Source organism: Clostridium senegalense (genome assembly GCF_018916625.1).
Taxonomy (GTDB): Bacteria; Bacillota; Clostridia; order Clostridiales; family Clostridiaceae; genus Clostridium_J; species Clostridium_J senegalense.
In genome coordinates this window covers 135,347-153,842 of sequence record NZ_JAHLNC010000008.1, presented here as the reverse complement: position 1 = coordinate 153,842, position 18,496 = coordinate 135,347, and the positions used below count along the sequence as shown (strand labels likewise).

Annotated in this window: 19 protein-coding genes; 17 read left to right on the top strand and 2 right to left on the bottom strand. The window is 28.0% G+C overall.

Annotated elements, in window-relative coordinates; all coding sequences use genetic code 11:
* Nucleotides 1-29: 29 nt before the first annotated feature.
* The 17 genes from KQI36_RS13790 (at nucleotide 30) to KQI36_RS13710 (ending at nucleotide 14,986) form a co-directional block, all read left to right on the top strand.
* Nucleotides 30-1,115 carry a pyridoxal phosphate-dependent aminotransferase gene (locus tag KQI36_RS13790; protein ID WP_216451361.1) on the top strand — a complete coding sequence of 362 codons (1,086 nt, stop codon included), beginning with the start codon at nucleotides 30-32 and terminating at the stop codon, nucleotides 1,113-1,115.
* Between the two features lie 24 nt (nucleotides 1,116-1,139).
* Nucleotides 1,140-1,781: an NAD(P)-dependent oxidoreductase gene (locus tag KQI36_RS13785; protein ID WP_216451360.1), complete on the top strand. Its 642-nt coding sequence runs from the start codon at nucleotides 1,140-1,142 to the stop codon at nucleotides 1,779-1,781.
* On the top strand, nucleotides 1,750-2,625 hold the full coding sequence (gene hemC, locus KQI36_RS13780; protein ID WP_425321730.1) for a hydroxymethylbilane synthase: 876 nt from the start codon (nucleotides 1,750-1,752) through the stop codon (nucleotides 2,623-2,625). Before KQI36_RS13785 ends, hemC begins: the two co-directional genes overlap by 32 nt.
* Nucleotides 2,626-2,657: 32 nt before the next feature.
* Entirely contained in the window at nucleotides 2,658-4,124 is a 1,467-nt protein-coding gene (gene cobA, locus KQI36_RS13775) for a uroporphyrinogen-III C-methyltransferase (RefSeq protein WP_216451358.1), read from the top strand.
* A gap of 67 nt (nucleotides 4,125-4,191) precedes the next feature.
* The gene (gene hemB / locus KQI36_RS13770) at nucleotides 4,192-5,160 is read left to right on the top strand and encodes a porphobilinogen synthase (protein WP_216451357.1); all 969 of its coding nucleotides are present in this window, start codon (nucleotides 4,192-4,194) and stop codon (nucleotides 5,158-5,160) included.
* Nucleotides 5,161-5,174: 14 nt separating this feature from the next.
* Entirely contained in the window at nucleotides 5,175-6,500 is a 1,326-nt protein-coding gene (locus KQI36_RS13765; protein ID WP_216451356.1) for a cobyrinic acid a,c-diamide synthase CobB, read from the top strand.
* Nucleotides 6,501-6,564: 64 nt separating this feature from the next.
* The gene (locus KQI36_RS13760) at nucleotides 6,565-7,191 is read left to right on the top strand and encodes a precorrin-8X methylmutase (protein ID WP_010296461.1); all 627 of its coding nucleotides are present in this window, start codon (nucleotides 6,565-6,567) and stop codon (nucleotides 7,189-7,191) included.
* 10 nt (nucleotides 7,192-7,201) lie between these two features.
* Nucleotides 7,202-8,299 (top strand): cobalt-precorrin-5B (C(1))-methyltransferase CbiD, encoded by a 1,098-nt coding sequence (gene cbiD / locus KQI36_RS13755; protein ID WP_216451355.1) that lies wholly within the window; start codon nucleotides 7,202-7,204, stop codon nucleotides 8,297-8,299.
* 3 nt (nucleotides 8,300-8,302) lie between these two features.
* On the top strand, nucleotides 8,303-8,905 hold the full coding sequence (gene cbiE / locus KQI36_RS13750) for a precorrin-6y C5,15-methyltransferase (decarboxylating) subunit CbiE (protein ID WP_216451354.1): 603 nt from the start codon (nucleotides 8,303-8,305) through the stop codon (nucleotides 8,903-8,905).
* A 33-nt stretch (nucleotides 8,906-8,938) separates the two neighbouring features.
* A complete protein-coding gene (gene cbiT, locus KQI36_RS13745; RefSeq protein ID WP_216451353.1) occupies nucleotides 8,939-9,502 on the top strand; it encodes a precorrin-6Y C5,15-methyltransferase (decarboxylating) subunit CbiT in 564 nt (187 codons plus the stop codon).
* A gap of 97 nt (nucleotides 9,503-9,599) precedes the next feature.
* A complete protein-coding gene (locus KQI36_RS13740) occupies nucleotides 9,600-10,283 on the top strand; it encodes a cobalt-factor II C(20)-methyltransferase (RefSeq protein ID WP_216451352.1) in 684 nt (227 codons plus the stop codon).
* Nucleotides 10,284-10,323: 40 nt separating this feature from the next.
* Nucleotides 10,324-11,100, top strand: coding sequence for a precorrin-4 C(11)-methyltransferase (gene cobM, locus KQI36_RS13735; protein WP_216451351.1), 777 nt, complete (start codon nucleotides 10,324-10,326; stop codon nucleotides 11,098-11,100).
* Nucleotides 11,081-12,082, top strand: coding sequence for a cobalt-precorrin 5A hydrolase (gene cbiG / locus KQI36_RS13730; protein WP_244991595.1), 1,002 nt, complete (start codon nucleotides 11,081-11,083; stop codon nucleotides 12,080-12,082). Before cobM ends, cbiG begins: the two co-directional genes overlap by 20 nt.
* Complete coding sequence (gene cobJ, locus KQI36_RS13725; protein WP_216451349.1) at nucleotides 12,082-12,798, top strand: precorrin-3B C(17)-methyltransferase; 717 nt, start codon at nucleotides 12,082-12,084, stop codon at nucleotides 12,796-12,798. Before cbiG ends, cobJ begins: the two co-directional genes overlap by 1 nt.
* A 133-nt stretch (nucleotides 12,799-12,931) precedes the next feature.
* Nucleotides 12,932-13,714, top strand: a complete 783-nt coding sequence (locus tag KQI36_RS13720) for a cobalt-precorrin-6A reductase (protein ID WP_216451348.1) — start codon at nucleotides 12,932-12,934, stop codon at nucleotides 13,712-13,714.
* The gene (locus KQI36_RS13715) at nucleotides 13,704-14,192 is read left to right on the top strand and encodes an ECF transporter S component (protein ID WP_010296448.1); all 489 of its coding nucleotides are present in this window, start codon (nucleotides 13,704-13,706) and stop codon (nucleotides 14,190-14,192) included. Before KQI36_RS13720 ends, KQI36_RS13715 begins: the two co-directional genes overlap by 11 nt.
* A gap of 23 nt (nucleotides 14,193-14,215) precedes the next feature.
* Entirely contained in the window at nucleotides 14,216-14,986 is a 771-nt protein-coding gene (locus KQI36_RS13710; RefSeq protein WP_216451347.1) for a sirohydrochlorin cobaltochelatase, read from the top strand.
* 91 nt (nucleotides 14,987-15,077) lie between these two features.
* On the opposite strand, the gene brnQ (KQI36_RS13705) is transcribed toward KQI36_RS13710, so the two are convergent.
* Both brnQ (KQI36_RS13705) and brnQ (KQI36_RS13700) read right to left on the bottom strand, forming a co-directional pair.
* Entirely contained in the window at nucleotides 15,078-16,382 is a 1,305-nt protein-coding gene (gene brnQ / locus KQI36_RS13705) for a branched-chain amino acid transport system II carrier protein (RefSeq protein ID WP_216451346.1), read from the bottom strand.
* A gap of 447 nt (nucleotides 16,383-16,829) precedes the next feature.
* Nucleotides 16,830-18,149, bottom strand: coding sequence for a branched-chain amino acid transport system II carrier protein (gene brnQ, locus KQI36_RS13700; RefSeq protein WP_216451345.1), 1,320 nt, complete (start codon nucleotides 18,147-18,149; stop codon nucleotides 16,830-16,832).
* Nucleotides 18,150-18,496 lie beyond the last annotated feature (347 nt).

Genomic DNA, 18,496 nt, shown 5'->3' with positions numbered 1-18,496 from the left:
GATAAATTGGCAAAGGTGAGGTGTTACTTTTGAAACATGGAGGAGACATATATAGTGATGGAATATTAAAGGGAAAAAAATTAATAGATTTTAGTTCTAATATAAATCCTTTAGGGGTTCCAAATTCAATTGTAAACAATATTAATGAAGCAGTAGATATGCTTAATGTATATCCAGATATAAAATATAGAATTTTAAAAGACAACCTAATAGATTATGTGAATGAATCATATGAGTATTTTGGTATGGAAAAAAGAGAAATTAAAGTTACACATGATAATGTATTATTAGGAAATGGAGCATCAGAAATTTTAGATTTAGCTATAGGAGCTTTAAAATCTATAACAATAGTAGTTCCATCATTTGTTGAATATGAAGATAATGCAATAAAACACGGTTTAGATATAAAGTATTCATATTTAAAAGAAGATTTCACATATGATTATGATGATATATTAAATAAGGTAAAAGGTAGTGAGGGATTAATAATAGGTAATCCGAATAATCCTAATGGATGCATAATTGATAAAGAAAAATTTAAGACTATTTTAAATTACTGTGAATTAAATAATAAAATAATTTTAATAGATGAGGCATTTATTGAATTTACATTAAATTTAAATTTAAGTTTTGTAGATTTAATTAATAAGTATAAATGTTTAGTAATTATACGTGCTATAACAAAATTTTATGGTCTACCAGGAGTGAGATTTGGTTTTGCATTGACTACAAATGAAAGAATCATAGATTACTTTAACCTTATGCAAAATCCATGGAATATAAACTGTTTTGCTGAAGTAGCAGTTAAATATGGTTTAAAAGATGAAAAATATATATTAGAATCTATAAATTGGATAAAAGTAGAAAGACAGTTAATGTTAGAAGAACTAGATAAAGCAAAATTTGTAAATACGGTGTATAATACTTATGGAAACTACATATTGCTTAAATTAAAAGATATAAATTGTCATAAATTTTATGAAAAATTAAAGAAAAAAGGAATAATAATTAGAAAATGTGATAATTATAAAGGCTTAAATGAAGAATTTGTGAGAGTTGCAATAAAAGATAGAGAATTAAATTTAAGGCTATTGGAAGCTATGAATAGTTTATAAATTACAAAAAATAAGGTGATGTTGTTGAAAGGTAATGTAGCATATTTGTCACTTAAAACAAATAACTTAAAGGTATTAATAATAGGTGGAGGTAAGGCAGGTTTTATAAAACTGAAATCTTTTACAGAGAAAGGTGCTAGTGTAAAAGTAGTATCTAGAGAGTTTTGTCAAGATATTATAAATTACAATAGCAAAGAAAGATTTGAACTAAGTTATGAAGAATATAATGATGAGTTAATAAATAAGGCTCATATAGTAGTTATAGCTACTGGCGATAAAAAGTTAAATGACAAAATAAGAAATGATTGTGAAAATAACTTTAAGTTTTATATAGATACTACAGAAGTTAGTAAAAGTCTTTGTACGATGCCAGTTATAGGTGAAACAGAAAACATGACTTTTGCCCTTCAAACTAAAGGAAAAAGTCCTAAAACAACTTTATTTATGAAAAATGTATTAAAAGAAAATTTGACGGAGTATGACAATTATATAGAATTTACTGTAAAAGTGAGAAATTCTATAAAAAATATAGACAAGAAAAAGGAAGTTATGAATTTTATAGCTTCAAAGGACTTTTTATATTTTTTCAATAAAGGATATGGAGAAGAAATTTTAAATTTATTTTATGGAGGTAATAACCTTGAAATTAGCAACAAGAAAAAGTAAATTGGCACAGGTGCAAACAGAGTATGTAATGGAGCTTTTAGAAAAAAAACATGGGATAAAAAGTGAAAAAGTGCTAACTGATACTTTAGGTGACAGAAGATTAGATGTAACTTTAGATAAAATAGGGGGAAAGGGTTTATTTATAAAAGAATTAGAAGTTTTAATGATTGAAAGACTTGCAGATGCAGCAGTACATAGCATGAAGGACATGCCTTATGAATTACCAGAAGGGTTTGAAATAGCAGCTACACCATGTCGTGAAGATGTTAGAGATGCTTTTGTGTCTTTAAAAGGTGTTAAATTTAAAGATTTAAAAACAGGAGCTAGAGTTGGAACTAGTAGCAAAAGAAGGGCAACTCAATTAAAGATATTAAGACCAGATATTGATATAGTTCCTATAAGGGGAAATGTTCAAACAAGAATAGAAAAAATAGAAAAAGAGAATTTGGACGGTATTATATTAGCAGCTGCAGGACTTAAAAGATTAGGAATGGAAAGTATAATAACGGATTATTTTGATCCAAATGATATGGTACCAGCTGTAGCACAAGGAGCTTTAGCCATAGAGATAGCTAAGAATTTAGATAATAAAGAAGTATTTACTTCTTTAAATGATGAGAACGTAAGAATTTGTGTTGATGCAGAAAGAAGCTTTATGAAAGCACTAAAAGGAGATTGTCATTCAACAATAGGTGCATATGCAAAAATTTATGATCGTAAATTAAAAGTCATAGGTGTATATGAGGTTAATGAAAAATTAGTAAAAAAAGAAGTAGAAGGCAATATAGAAGATAATATAAAACTTGGTGAAGAACTAGCAAAATTAATTTTAGAAGACAGATAGAAAGTCCTATCTTAATAATAGGAGGAGAAACAATGAGTAAAGTATATTTAATTGGTGCAGGGCCTGGACATGAAGAACTTATAACATTAAGAGCTGTAAATGTTTTAAAAAATTGTAGTGCAATAATGTATGATAGACTTTGTGGGGAAAGCTTTTTGAAGTATGTAAATAGTGATGCAGAAATTTATTATTGTGGAAAAGAGCCTGGATGTCACTATAAAACACAAGAAGAGATAAATGATATGATAGTATCACTGGCTAAACAAGGTCATACAGTAGGAAGAGTAAAAGGTGGAGATCCATATATATTTGGCCGTGGTGGAGAAGAAGCACTTAGACTTTTAGAAGAAGATATAGAATTTGAGGTAGTTCCTGGTGTAACATCACCAATATCTGTTTTAAACTATGGTGGGATTCCTGTTACTCATAGGGGGGTTGCAAGAGGATTTCATATATTTACTGCAAAAAGTAAAGATAATATGGATTTAGATTTCCCTGTTATATCTAGGTTAAAAGGTACATTGATATTTATGATGGGATTTGAAAAATTAAGTTTAATTACTAATAACCTAATTGAAAATGGAATGGATAAAAACACTCCATGTGCTGTAGTTATGAGGGGGACAACATCAAAACAAAAGAAGGCAGTAGGAACATTAGAAAACATAAAAGAGAGGGCTTTAGAAAATGGTCTTGCAAATCCAAGTATAATTGTTGTTGGTGATGTTGTTAAATTTCATGATCAGCTTAATTGGTTTGAAAAAAAACCATTGTTTGGAAAGAATATTTGTATAACAAGAACTAAAGAGCAAAGTAGAGAAATAAGAGAGAGACTTGTTGATTTAGGTGGAGAAGTAACAGAAATAAATTCAATAAAAATTAAACCAACTAGTGAAAAATTAACTCCATACATAGAAAAATTAAGTCACTATGATTACATAGTAATAACAAGTGCAAATGCAGCGAATATTTTCTTTGAATATTTAATAGAAAAAGAATTAGATATAAGAAATATAAAAGCAAAATTTATAACTATTGGACCAGCTAGTGATAAAGCTATAAGAAAATTTGGAGTAGTTCCAATTTTGTGTGCTAAAGAATATGTTGCAGAAAATCTTTTTGAACATATGAAGGAGTTTATAAAAGAAAATGACAAAATACTTCTTCCAAGATCTAAAAAAGCAAGAACATTTTTAGTAGAAGCATTAGAAAGTAAAGGATGTATAGTAGATGAGTGTCATATATATGAACCAGAACTTGGAGATGCTGTTGGACTAAATAGATTTAAAGACTGTGATGTTGTAGTATTTACAAGTCCTAGTACCGTAATTAATATGATAGAACTTGTAAGTATTGAGGAAATAAAAAATAAGACTGTATTATCTATAGGACCTATAACTTCAATAGAACTTAATAAAAACAATATAGAACATATTGTTTGTGACAAGAGTAGTAATGATGGAATGATAGATAAACTTATAGAAATATATAAGAAATAAGATTTTAAAATATTATAAGTTTAACAAGAAGAAAGTATATTATATAAAAGCATAAGGAGTGGTTTAAATGTTAACAGGGTTAAGAAGATTAAGAGAAAATGATGCAATAAGATCAATGGTTAGAGAAACTATCTTAAATACAAATGATTTTATATTCCCTATATTTGCAGTTGAAGGTGAAAATATAAAAGAAGAGATTTCATCATTAAAAGGAAATTATCATTGGTCTTTAGATAGATTACCAGAAATAATTGAAGAAGTAAAAAAAGCTAAAATAAGAGGTGTTATAGTTTTTGGAATTCCAAATCATAAAGATGAGGTTGGAACTTCTGCTTTTGAGGAGAATGGAATTGTTCAAAGAGCAGTTAGAAAAATAAAAGAACTAGATAAAAATTTATTTGTAATTACTGATGTATGTATGTGCCAATATACAAGCCATGGACATTGTGGAATTGTAGAAGGTGAAAGAGTAGTTAATGACAAATCAGTAGAAATTATTTCTAAAATAGCTTTATCTCATGCAAAAGCAGGAGCAGATATGGTAGCGCCTTCTGATATGATGGATGGAAGAATTGGTTCTATAAGAGATATTTTAGATGCTAATGGATTTGATTACGTTTCAATAATGGCATATAGTGCTAAATATTGTTCAGCAATGTATGGACCATTTAGAGCAGCAGCTAATTCATCACCTCAATTTGGTGATAGAAAAACTTATCAAATGGATCCAGCAAATGGTCGTGAAGCGTTAAGAGAAATAGAAGCAGATATAATAGAAGGTGCTGATATTATAATGGTTAAACCAGCGATGATTTATTTAGATGTAGTAAAGGCAGCATACGATACTTTTAATATTCCAATAGCTGCATACAATGTAAGTGGTGAATATGCAATGATAAAATGTGCAAGTGAAAATGGACTATTAGATGAAAGAGCAGCAGCCCTTGAAATGTTAACTTCTATAAAGAGAGCAGGTGCAAAACTGATAATAACATATTATGCAATTCAAGCTTCTCAATGGCTAAATGAAAATTAGTGAGTGTGAGTCTTATGAAAGGTATAGTAGTAGCTTCTAATTGTAGTGGTGGTGGAAAAACTACCACTACACTTGGAATAATGAAAGCACTAATGAAAAAAGGTTATGATGTTCAAGGATATAAAGTAGGACCAGATTATATTGATTCGGCTTTTCACAAGCACATAACGAAAAAACCAAGTAGAAATTTGGATTTGTTTTTAATGGGTGAAGAAGGTGTAAAAGCTTCTTTTTCTAGAGGTACTGGAGATGTTGCTATAGTTGAAGGCGTTATGGGGCTTTATGATGGTAAAGGAATAAATAGTGAATTTTCCACAGCGCATGTAGCTAAAGTTTTAGACTTACCGATAATTTTAATTTTAAGTCCAAAAGCTCAAAGTGCTACCTTAGCAGCAGAAATACAAGGTATTTTAAATTATAAAGATGAGTTTATTAAAAACACTAACATAAAAGGTGTAATTTTAAATAATATAGCGCCAGGGTATTATAATCTTTTAAAAACAATAATAGAAAATCATTGTAAAATAAAAGTTTATGGATATATTCCAAAAGATAAAGAGTTAACTTTAGAATCTAGACATTTAGGTTTAGTACAATGTAGCGAAACTGATGATATAGATTATAAAATTGATAAATGTAGTAACCATATATTAGAAAATGTAAATATAAATAGCCTTATAGCTGATTTAAAGCAGTGTAATATATATGATGATAAATATCATGTAAAAAATAGGAACTTTAACATAGCAGTAGCAAAAGATGAAGCCTTTAGTTTTTATTATAGAGAAAATTTGGAGCTATTACAGGAGTGTGGAAACATAATATATTTTAGTCCATTGAAGGATAAGAGGTTACCACAAAATATAGATTTTTTATATATAGGTGGAGGGTATCCTGAAGTTTTTGGAAAAGAACTTTGTGACAATATCACTATGAGAAATTCTATAAAAGATGCATTAGAAAAAGGTTTAAAATGTTATGCAGAATGTGGCGGACTTATGTATCTTACTGAAGGAATAGAAGATTTAAATGGGAATTACTATGAAATGGTTGGTTTCTTTAAAGGAAAAACTGAAATGACAACAAGACTTCAAAATTTTGGATATTGCACTAATGAAATAGATGGCTTGAAAAAATCTATAAACGGACATGAGTTTCATAAATCAAAAGTTAGTTTAAATGAAAAAACAGTTTATAATGTTACCAAAAGTGGATTTGATGGAAAAATAAAAAAATGGACTTGTGGATATTTAAAAAAGAATACTTTAGCAGGTTACTGTCATACACATTTCTTTTCTAATATGGATTTTTTGAATTTTTTAATGGAAAATGATAATTAACAAATAAATTATATTAAAAATATAAAGTTTATTAAAAAATTAGGTGAAGTGAGGAATATAGATTATGAGAGATTACGTGAAAAGTCCTATGGGAATAGAAGAAAAAAGTTTTGAGATAATTGGAGAGGAAATGGCTCCACATAATTTTACAGAAGAACAATTAAAAGTAGTAAAAAGAGTTATACATACGACAGCAGATTTTGATTATCAAAATATAATACATTTTAGTGAGGATGCTATAAATAAAGCTAAATCAATATTAAAAGAAGGAAAGATGATTTATACAGATACTAATATGGCATTATCAGGAATAAGTAAGCCTGCATTAAAAAAATTGAATTGTAACGTAGAATGTTTTGTAGCTAGAGAAGATGTTAAATTAGAGGCAAAAGAAAAAGGAATAACACGTTCAATGGCAGGTGTAGAGAAAGCTGTAGAAGAAGGTGTAGAATTCTTTGTATTTGGAAATGCACCAACAGCTATATTTAAACTTTTAGAACTTGTTGATGCAGGAAAAGTAAAACCAAAGTTTGTTGTAGGTGCACCAGTTGGATTTGTAGGAGCTAAAGAAAGTAAGGAACTTTTAGAAAAATATGATATACCTTATATAACTATTAGAGGAAGAAAAGGTGGAAGTGCAGTAGCCGCTTCAATTATGAATGCAATAATGTATATGATGGTTGAAAGATAGAAGGAATATTATGTTAGATTTATACGTAGAAGCAAATGGTAAAAAGTTAAGGTGTGGATATACTACCGGATCTTGTGCTACAGCGGCAGCTAAAGCAGCAACTAAGATGCTTTATGATATAGAAAGACAAATTGTTAATAATATAGAGATAATAACTCCAAAGGGAATTAAGCTTTCATTAGATATTCATGATGTAAAATTTGGAAACGATTTTGTTGAGTGTTCTGTAATCAAAGATGGTGGAGATGATATAGATGTTACCAATGGAATTAAAATTTTTGCAAGAGCAACTAAAAAAGAACATGGATATAAACTAAAAGGTGGAAAAGGTGTAGGAAAGGTAATGGGAGAAGGGCTTTATATAAAAAAAGGAGAACCGGCAATAAATCCTGTACCAAGAACTATGATAGAAAAAGAAGTAAAAGCGGTACTTCCAGAAAATGTTGGAGTTGAGATAACCATATTTATACCTAAAGGAGAAGAAATAGCAAAGAAAACTTTTAATCCAAGATTGAATATAGTTGGGGGAATATCTGTTCTAGGGACTACAGGAATAGTAATGCCTATGTCGGAAGATGCCCTTATTGAATCAGTAAAGTTAGAGATAAATCAAAAGGTTGAAAGTGGAAGCAGTGAACTTATATTATTATTTGGTAATATGGGGGAAGATTTTGCTAAAAAGTTTAATTTAAGTACTAAGGATATGGTTATTATGTCTAACTATGTTGGAAAGGCTTTAGAAACTGTTGTAGCTAAAAAAATTAAGAAAGTAACAATAGTAGGTCATATAGGCAAATTATGCAAAATTGCTAGTGGTGCATTTAATACACATAGTAGAGTATGTGATGTAAGGCTAGAGACTTTAGCTTTAGAGCTAGCTCTTATGGGATATGATAAAGAATTAGTAACTAATGTATATAATGAAAAAACCACAGAAGGTGCTGTTGAATTTTTAGGTGATGGTTTTGAAAGTTTATATGAAAATATAGTGAATAAAGTTATAAAACGAATGGAAATGTATACATATGGTGATGTTAAAGTAGATGCAATAATGTATTCTATGAAAAGAGGAGTATTATTTAGTTCCTTAAAAGAAAGTAGGGAGTAGAGTATGGTTTATATAGTTGGTCTTGGACCAGGAAATAAAAATTATATATTGCCAATAGCAACCCAAACTATGGAAAAATGTGATGTTATATTAGGGTTTAGTAGAGCTATTGAAAGTATTAATCATATAAAAAAAGAAAAAATGCCATTAAATAGTTTAAATTCCATACTAGAATATATTGATAAAAATAAAGAAAAAGAAATATCAATAATTGCATCAGGAGATCCTTGCTTTTATGGAATAACAAACTATATAAAGAAAAATTTTAATGGAGAAATACGAGTAATACCAGGAATAAGTTCATTTCAGTATTTTATGTCCAAACTTTGTAAATGTTGGAATGGGGTTCATTTAGGAAGCCTACATGGCAGAGAAGAAGAATTTTTAGCAACTATAGAAGAAAAAGGATCAGGAATATTTCTTACAGATAAAAATAATTCACCTAAAAAGTTATGTAGATTACTATATGAAAATAATTTTAAAAGTAAAGTATATATAGGGAAAAATTTATCATATGAAGATGAACAAATTTTTCAAGGTGAACCAAAAGAATTCATAAATGTAGAATTTAATGGAATTTCCATAATATATGTAGAGAAAATTTAAAATTATTATAGAGATATATGGTGGTGAATAATAATGAAATTTATAAAAGATGAAGAGTTCATTCGTGGAAATTGTCCAATGACAAAAGAGGAAGTAAGGGTTTTAAGTGTGACTAAACTGGAACTCGAAGAAAATTATAGAGTTTTAGATATAGGAGCAGGTACAGGCTCAGTTTCTATACAAATGAGTAAAATTTGCAATAAAGGACAAGTTATTTCCGTGGAAATGAATAAAGATGCCATAGAAACAACTAAAGAGAATATTAGGAAATTTAATGTTGAAAATATGATGTTAATAGAGAAAGAAGCATTAGAGGCTTTAGATTATATAGAGGGAACTTTCGATGGTATTTTTATAGGTGGAAGTGGTGGAAATATAGATAAAATTATAGAACTTTATGGCAATATGCTTAAACCAAATAAGAAAATAGTATTAAATTTTATAACAGTAGCTAATTTATATAAGGCTGTTGAAACTTTAAAAAATTTAAATTATAAAGTTGATGTATCTCAAATAACTGTAGCAAAAGCTAAAGGAAAATCTATGATGCTTATGGCAAACAACCCAATATTTATAGTTGTAGGGGAAAAACAGTAAAAAATAAATGAAGCATATGAAATAAATAAGTGATTTGATGTATTACTTACTGAATGAAATTAAATTATTAAAAAATGTAATTAAAGGAGAATGGGAAATGAGTAAATTAGGAACTTTATATGGGATAGGTGTTGGACCAGGTGGAGAAGAACTTTTAACATTAAAAGCAATAAGAACTATAGAAAAATGTGATGTGATAATAGCTCCAAGTGCTATGAATGGTGGGGTAAGCATAGCATATGAGACTTGTAAAAATTTTATAAAAGAAAATCAAGAAGTTGTTATAAGTCATTTCCCAATGGGAAAACCAGATAAGGAAAAAAAGGTTTTTGATGCATTTAAAACTATAGAAAAATATTTACAAGATGGAAAAGATGTTGCGTTTTTGACTATAGGGGATGCTTTTGTATATAGTACGTACATATATTTATTAAAATACATAAAAGAGCAAAATTATAAAACAGAAACAATACCTGGAATAACATCATTTTGTGCTAGTGCAACAGTTGCAGATAAAATACTTGTAATAGGTGATGAACCACTATTAATAGTTCCAGGATGCAGAATAGAGTGCATAAAAGATGAAAAATATGTTGTTATAATGAAATTCTATAATCAAGAAGAAAATGTATTGAATTATTTAGATGAAAAAGGCTTTAATTATGTTTGTGTTCAAAGAGCATATAGAGAAGGAGAAAAGATTTTAAATACAAGAGAAGAAATCTTAAATAATAAAGATTATATGTCACTTATAATAGCACATAGAGATAGTGAATTTTAGAAATAGGAAAAGGATTAATAGTAATTTTGGAGGTAAGAAAATGGAAAATAAACTTTACTTTATAGGAGCAGGTCCTGGGGATGCAGATTTAATAACAGTTAAAGGTAGAAAGATAATAGAAGAGGCAGATGTAATAATATTTGCTGGTTCGTTAGTTAGTAAAGATCATTTTAAATATTGTAAAGAAACTGTTGAAATACATAATTCCGCATCTATGACATTAGAAGAGGTTATAGATGTAGTGAAAAAGTCACATAGTGAAGGTAAAAAAGTTGTAAGACTTCATACTGGAGATCCTGCAATATATGGAGCGATAAAAGAGCAAATGGATGAACTTGATAAATTAAATATAAAATATGAAGTAGTTCCAGGGGTAAGTTCATTTACAGCAGCAGCTGCTGCAATAAAAAAAGAATTTACACTTCCAAGTGTTTCACAAACAGTAATACTTACAAGAATGGAAGGAAGAACACCTGTTCCAGAAAAAGAAGATTTAGAAAGGCTTGCTGGAATTGGAGCATCAATGGCATTATTTTTATCTGTAGGAATGATTGAAAAAGTTGTTGAAAAATTAAGAAAAGGTTATGGAAGAAATGTACCAGTAGCTGTTATTCAAAGAGCAACTTGGGGTGATGAAAAGTATGTTACAGGAACATTAGATGATATAGCGGAGAAGGTAAAAGAAGCTCAAATAACAAAAACAGCACAAATTTTAGTTGGAGATTTCATAGATTGTGACTATGATAAGAGTCTTCTTTATGATAAAACTTTTTCACATGAATATAGAGTTGCAAAAGATGAAAACACTAATAATTAGTGTAACTAAAAATGGAGATGCAACATCAACATTATTAAAAGAAAAGCTAGAAATTTTAAATTATAAAGTAGACATATGTTTAAAAGAAAAATTAAAGAAAAGTGGACTTCAAAACACATGTAAAGAAGCTATGGGGAAATATAATAATATAATATTTATAAGTTCTACTGGAATTGCAGTAAGAGGAATAGCTCCATTTATAAAGTCAAAGGATATAGATCCAGCGGTAGTTGTAGTTGATAATTCTTGTAAATATGCAATAAGTCTTTTAAGTGGACATTTAGGTGGTGCTAATAATCTTACAGAAAAAGTTGCTAATATATTAAAATGTGAAGCAGTAATAACAACAGCAACAGATAATTTAAATATAATAGCACCAGATGTATTTGCGATGGAAAATAATTTAGTAATAGATAGTTTGAAAAAATGTAAAGATATAGCCGCATCTTTAGTTGAGGGAAAAAAAGTTGGATTTTATGATGATAAGAATTTTTTACATGCTCCAAAAGGGTATTATGATAATTTAAACGAAGTTTCAGCTATGGTATATGTAACGAATAAAATGAGAATAAATGAAAATATAAAAACTTTAAAACTTATAAGAAAGGATATAGTTTTAGGAATTGGCTGTAGAAAAGATTATGATGTAAAAAACATGGAAGAGAATGTTTTGAAAGAATTAGAAAAGCTTAATATTGATATAAGAAGTATAAAAGAAATAAGTACGGTAGAAATTAAAGCAAATGAAAAGGCTATACTTTCTTTGAAAGAAAGGTTAAGTTGTAAGTTAAATATATTCTCAATAGAAGATGTGAAAAAAATAGAAAATAAATATGAAACAAGTGAATTTGTGAGGAAAACTATAGGAGTAGGTGCGGTATCTGCACCTGTTGTAGAATTAAGTAATGCAAGAGTTTTAATAGAAAAATTAAAATTAGAAGGAATGACACTTTCTATAGGAGAAAAATTGGAGGAAAAGTAATGGGAAAATTATATGTAGTAGGAATTGGGCCAGGTGGTCTTGAATATATGACTTTAAAAGCAAAACAAGTAATTGAAGATGTAGATATAGTTGTAGGGTATACTAAATACTTAGAAATGATAAAGCCACTTTTGAAAGATAAAGAAGTTTTTACAACTGGAATGCGTGGAGAAGAGGATAGATGCAAAAAAGCATTAGAGCTTGCAAAAAATAAAACTGTTGCAGTTATAAGTACTGGAGATTCAGGAATATATGGAATGGCAGGACTTATACTACAACTTCAAGAAAATCAAGAAGTTGAGGTAATCCCAGGAGTTACAGCATCAAGTTCAGCAGCATCTATAATTGGAGCTCCACTTATGCACGATAATTGTAATATAAGTTTAAGTGATTTACTAACACCATATGATTTAATTAAAAAAAGAATAAAACTTGCAGCAGAAGGAGACTTTATAATATCTCTTTATAATCCTAAAAGTAACGGAAGACCACATTATTTAAAAGAAGCTATAGAAATAATAAAAGAATTTAGAGGAGAAAATACTCCAATAGCTGTTGTAAAACATGCACTAAGAGAAGGACAAGAGGTTAATCTATATACATTAGGTAACTTTACCGATGAAAAGGTTGATATGATGTCAATTGTAATAATAGGAAACACAAAAAGTTTCTATAAAGGAGATAAATTTATAACTCCTAGAGGATATAACGTTTAATAGGATTCTAAAATGACATTTCAATTTATGCATTGAATCTTTGCTAAAAGATATATTTAATACTACTATTAAAAGAATCGGTAGTAAGTATGACAATTATGAATTTAATAATTTAGAAAGAGTGGTGTTGTAAATGATAGGTCTTATTTTAGGTACTAGTGAAGGAAAAGTTATAGTAGAAAAACTTAATAAATATACTGATGATTTATTTATATCAGTTGCAAGCAGCTATGGTGCAACCATACTTTCAAGTGGAAAATTTAAGATTTTAAATGATAAACCATTAAAAAAGGAAGAATTAAAAGAAATATTATTAAAAAACAATGTAACAAAGCTTGTAGATGCATCTCATCCTTATGCTTTAGAGATAACAAAAAACGCAATGGAAGTTTGTGATGAGTTGAAAATTAATTATATACGATTTGAAAGAAAGTCAATTATAAAAAGCTATGGAGATGTAGAAAATATAATTGAAGTTGAAAGTTACGAGGAATTATATAGTATTTTAAAGGATATAAAAGGTACAATATTAAATACAACAGGTAGTAGAAATATTGAGAAAATATTAAATTTACATTTAGAAAATAGAATAATTCATAGGGTACTTCCTACTTTAAAAGTTCTTCAAGAATGTGAAGGTTTAAAAGTTAAAGTAGAGGATATAATAGCTATGAAAGGACCTTTTTCTAAAGAATTAAATTTAAGCTTTATAGATGAATTTAATATAAAGGTTATGCTTTTAAAGGACAGTGGTATAAAAGGTGGAACAATGGAAAAGCTAGAGGCTATTAAAGAAAGAGGTATACTTGGAGTAGTTATTGGTCGAAAAAATATAAAGTATGATGTAGTATTTGACAATGAGGAGAAACTTGTTCAATACTTAACAAAAGAAAGAGGAAATTATAATGAACAATAAAACAAGAAAATTAGTTACAATGGCATTATTTATAGCCTTAAGTTTTATAGGGGCTAATATAAAATTGCCAGGAACAACAATAGCTTTTGATTCTATGCCAGCTTTTTTAGCATCTATGATATTAGGACCTATATATGGTGCAGTGATAGGTTTTATAGGACATTTAATAACTGCAGCTACTAGTGGATTTCCACTAACAATTATAGTGCATTTAATTGTTGCTATAAATATGGCAATAACAATGATAGGTGTTGGTTATACTTACAAATGGTTTTCAAAAGGAAATTTAAAGCTTAGAGATATTGTGGTTATTCTAGTTGGAGTTGTATTAAATGCACCAATATCAACAGTTATGTTAATTCCTGTAGCGGGAAAAGGAATTTTAGGAATGATACCACCTTTAGCAGTAGCGGCATTAGGAAATATATTATTAGCTTTAATATTAGAAAAAGTACTACCTAAAAAATATTTTATATAAATAAAAAAGAGAGGTTAAGCTTTATGAATAAAAAGGCAATTTTAGTAGTAAGTTTTGGTACAAGCTTTCAATGTCAATTAAAAAGTTGTATAGAAGAAACAGAGAATAAAATAAAAGATACTTTTAAAGAATTTGAAGTAAGACGAGCATTCACTTCAAATATGATAATAAAAAAATTAAAAGATAGAGATAATATTGAAATAGATACAGTAAAGGAAGCATTAGACAAATTAAAAGAAGATAATTTTAAAGAAGTCTATGTACAACCATTACATATAATATATGGTGAAGAGTATGATAAAATAAAAAGTGGTATGAATAATTATAAAGAATGCTTTGAAAAGTTAGAATTGGGAACACCACTTTTATATAATAATGAAGATTACTTTGAAGCAGTAAAAGCACTAAAAGCTCAAATTCCAGAGAATCAATTAGTATTATTAATGGCTCATGGAACTGCACATAAAGCAAATTCTGCATACTTTCAATTTGAATATGTAGCAAAAAAAATGGGGCTTGATAGACTTTTATTTGCTACAGTAGAAGGATATCCATTAATAGAAGATGTGCTTGATGATTTAAAAGCAAAAGAATTGAAAGAAGTTACATTAATGCCATTAATGCTTGTAGCAGGAGATCATGCAAAAAATGACATGGCATCTGATGATGAAGACTCATGGAAATCAGTATTAGAAAAGGAAGGATTTAAAGTAAATACCTATTTAAAGGGATTAGGGGAAAATAAAAATTTTCAAAAAATATATATAAAAAAAATAAAAGATTTAATAAAATAAAAATAAGGCTATTTAAATATAAATTGTAAATATTTAAATAGCCTTTTCTTATGAATAAAAATAATTTTCAGTGTAGAGTTATTTTTATGGATTATATATTAATTTTATTTGATAAATCTTTTTTAAATAAAAACATACTTATAACAAAAGCAATTAGCGATGGAACTATCCAAGAAAAACCTATATTAGAAAGTGGTATTATTTTTATAAAGTTATTTATAAAAATAATGTTATGGTTTGTTAATTTATTTACAGTGTCTAATATGCTCATTATTAAGCAAGTATACACAGTAATTTTAACAGTTTTATTATTTGTAACATATTTTCCAGCTAAAGTTATTAATATAAGTATTATAACTATTGGATAGAGTATTTGAAGTATAGGTACGGCAAAATTAACTATTTTTTCCACACCGCCACTTCCAAGAAAAACACTGGTAATACTTATTAGAATTGAAAATGTATTATAGGAAATTTTATCCTTAGATAGTTTATTAAAATATTGTGCTGCAGTAGATGTAAGTCCAATTGATGTAGTAAGGCAAGCAAGGGCAACAGCTAATGCAAGAAATATAGATCCTAAAGAACCTAAATCTTTATTAACTATTTCAATAATTAATGCAGAACGACCTAAATCTTTAGAAATTATTGTAGAGGATTGACTTCCTAAAATCATAAGACCGCCATAGACTAAGCCTAAACCTATTATTGCAATTAAGGCGGATTTTATTGTAACTTTCATTATATCTTCTTTTTTAGTGTATCCTTTTAATCTTACTCCAGTTAGAACAATAGAGGCCATTATTACTGAACCCATTCCATCCATTGTTTGATAACCTTCAAGTAAAGAATAAGAAAATGTATTTTCAAAATTAGTATTAACAATTGGGCCTATTGGAAATATTAAACCTTTAATAATTATTGTAGCTAAAATAAGCAAAAGTAAAGGTGTTAAAAATTTACCTATATTATCTACTATTTTAGAAGGTTTCAATACAAAGGCTAGAGAAATAGCAAAATAAACTATAAGAACTACATATGGATTTATAGATGGAAATATAGGTTTAATTGCTAACTCATAAGTAGTAGCTCCCGTTCTTGGAATTGCAAGCATTGGGCCTATAGATAGAACTAATGCAGTAGTAGATATTATGGAAAATATTTTACCACATCTACTTGAAATATCACTAAAGGAACCATTAATTTTAGCGCAAGCTATAATACCACTTAAAGGAAGTCCTACCCCTGTAATTAAAAATCCAATAATAGCTAAAGGAACTTTATTACCGACTAAGTTTCCAATATAAGGGGGGAATATTAAATTTCCTGCGCCAAAAAACATTGCGAAAAGAGCAAAGCCAATAACTATAAAGTCTTGTTTAAATATTTTTTTCATGAAAACTCACCTCTAAAGAATACTACATATAATAAGTTATTGTAGAAATTTAAAAGTACTTTTTAACCTATAACTAGAATATCCTGATTCATAAAAGAGTAAGTATATGCTCAAGAGTAGAGTAAAATTTATTAAAAATTTGAGCCTGTTTCACTATAATTATTTACAATTTTGTATATACAGGTATTTTATAAACTTAAAATATGCCTTTAACATAGTATATATAAACGAAATAATAAAGTGTGGCATTTAATAAAAAATTTACAACAATTGTAAAAATGTTTATAATGGAAAGATTAATTCATAATTTCCTTTTATATTAAAGAAAAGAGATACAGTAAAAATTAAAATAAGTATGTTTTTATATGGTAAATTTTTTTGCAAAAAGAGATATCCACCATTAAATTTTATAAGTTAATGGTGGATATCTCTTTTTATTTTAAACTGTTAATTAATTTCTAAAGTTTCAGATTGGTTGTTTAAAGATTTATTTTTAAATAGTATAATACCTATTATAAAAGCTATAAATGTTGGGATTACCCAAGCAAATCCTAAGCTAGCAAGTGGTATAGCTGATACTAATTTATCCAATAAGGCTATACTTCCATTTGTTAATCCGTTTACTGTATCTAATATACTTATTAGAAGTGTAGTATAAATAGTAATTTTTACAGTATTATTATTTGAAACAAATTTTCCAGCTAAAGTAATTATTATTAATACTATTACTATTGGGTATAATATTTGTAATACGGGACCAGCAAATTGTACTATTTTTTCAACTCCACCAGTTCCAAGTAAAGCACTAACTGTACTTATTATAATAGCAAAAATATTATAAGATATTTTACCATTAGTTAAACCACTGAAGTATTCTGCCCCAGTAGATATAAGACCTATTGCAGTAGTCAGACATGCTAGTCCAACTGAAAGACCTAATACAACAGTACCTAAAGAACCTAGATGTCTTCCTACTATTTCAACAACTAAAGCTGATCTTCCAATATCCTCAGTTATTATTGTAGATACTTGACTACCTAAAATCATAAGGCCACCATAAACAAAAGTTAAACCAACAACTGCTACAAGACCAGATTTAATGGTAGCGTTTATTATATCTTTTTTATCTGTATAGCCTTTTGCTTTTACAGAAGTTAAAACTATAGAAGCAAATATTACTGAAGCCATAGCATCCATTGTTTGATATCCTTCTAGTAATGAATTTGAAAAAGCACCTTGATAGTTAGTTTCAACTACTGGTCCTAGTGGTACAAGTACACCTTTTACTATTATTATTCCTAACATCACCAAAAGTATTGGAGTTAAAATTTTACCAATATTATCAATTATTCCTGATGGTCTTAGTACAAAAGCTAAACAAATGCCAAAGTAAACTATAACGCCTATAACAGGACTTACAGATGGGAAAATAGGATGTATCGCTAATTCATAAGTAGTAGCTGCAGTTCTTGGTATAGCAAGCATTGGGCCTATAGCTAAAACTAATGCTGTTGTAGCTATAATAGAAAATATTTTTCCAACTCTTCTAGACATATCTGTAAAAGATCCATTTATTTTAGCACAAGCTATAATACCACTTAAAGGAAGTCCTACTCCTGTAATTAAAAAACCAATAATTGCAAGTGGGGTTTGGTCTCCTGCTAATTTACCTATGTATGGTGGAAATATTAAATTTCCTGCACCAAAGAACATTGCAAAGAGTGCAAAACCTATAACTATGAAATCTTTTGGGGATATTTTTTTCATATTAACTCTCACCTCATAAAATTTATATTACAGTATAGCAAGGCTATCCGTATTTGTTTTTGCTTATTATATCATGAATTTTAACAATTAAAAATTGTCATACAACTGTAATATGAAGATGAAAAAAAAAGAAAACGTTGTATTAATACAATATTCATAAGTCAAAAAAATAACTACAAATTTGTAAGATAGATTAAAAATTTAACATAAAGTAACAAAAAATAAATTTTATATAAAAAATTTGTAATACAATAATTATTTATATAATTCTACATAAAGCTGTAGAACTAAGAATAACATAAGAACTTGAAAGAAAAATTGAATTTGTTTTCTAATACAGTTAAAAA

Bases quoted from the DNA above. Each gene is read 5' to 3' on its own strand.
- cobA (WP_216451358.1), top strand. From the start codon at position 2,658: ATGAGTAAAGTATATTTAATTGGTGCAGGGCCTGGACATGAAGAACTT.
- hemB (WP_216451357.1), top strand. From the start codon at position 4,192: ATGTTAACAGGGTTAAGAAGATTAAGAGAAAATGATGCAATAAGATCA.
- KQI36_RS13765 (WP_216451356.1), top strand. From the start codon at position 5,175: ATGAAAGGTATAGTAGTAGCTTCTAATTGTAGTGGTGGTGGAAAAACT.
- KQI36_RS13760 (WP_010296461.1), top strand. From the start codon at position 6,565: ATGAGAGATTACGTGAAAAGTCCTATGGGAATAGAAGAAAAAAGTTTT.
- cbiD (WP_216451355.1), top strand. From the start codon at position 7,202: ATGTTAGATTTATACGTAGAAGCAAATGGTAAAAAGTTAAGGTGTGGA.
- cbiE (WP_216451354.1), top strand. From the start codon at position 8,303: ATGGTTTATATAGTTGGTCTTGGACCAGGAAATAAAAATTATATATTG.
- cbiT (WP_216451353.1), top strand. From the start codon at position 8,939: ATGAAATTTATAAAAGATGAAGAGTTCATTCGTGGAAATTGTCCAATG.
- KQI36_RS13740 (WP_216451352.1), top strand. From the start codon at position 9,600: ATGAGTAAATTAGGAACTTTATATGGGATAGGTGTTGGACCAGGTGGA.
- cobM (WP_216451351.1), top strand. From the start codon at position 10,324: ATGGAAAATAAACTTTACTTTATAGGAGCAGGTCCTGGGGATGCAGAT.
- cbiG (WP_244991595.1), top strand. From the start codon at position 11,081: ATGAAAACACTAATAATTAGTGTAACTAAAAATGGAGATGCAACATCA.
- cobJ (WP_216451349.1), top strand. From the start codon at position 12,082: ATGGGAAAATTATATGTAGTAGGAATTGGGCCAGGTGGTCTTGAATAT.
- KQI36_RS13720 (WP_216451348.1), top strand. From the start codon at position 12,932: ATGATAGGTCTTATTTTAGGTACTAGTGAAGGAAAAGTTATAGTAGAA.
- KQI36_RS13715 (WP_010296448.1), top strand. From the start codon at position 13,704: ATGAACAATAAAACAAGAAAATTAGTTACAATGGCATTATTTATAGCC.
- KQI36_RS13710 (WP_216451347.1), top strand. From the start codon at position 14,216: ATGAATAAAAAGGCAATTTTAGTAGTAAGTTTTGGTACAAGCTTTCAA.
- brnQ (WP_216451346.1), bottom strand. From the start codon at position 16,382: ATGAAAAAAATATTTAAACAAGACTTTATAGTTATTGGCTTTGCTCTT.
- brnQ (WP_216451345.1), bottom strand. From the start codon at position 18,149: ATGAAAAAAATATCCCCAAAAGATTTCATAGTTATAGGTTTTGCACTC.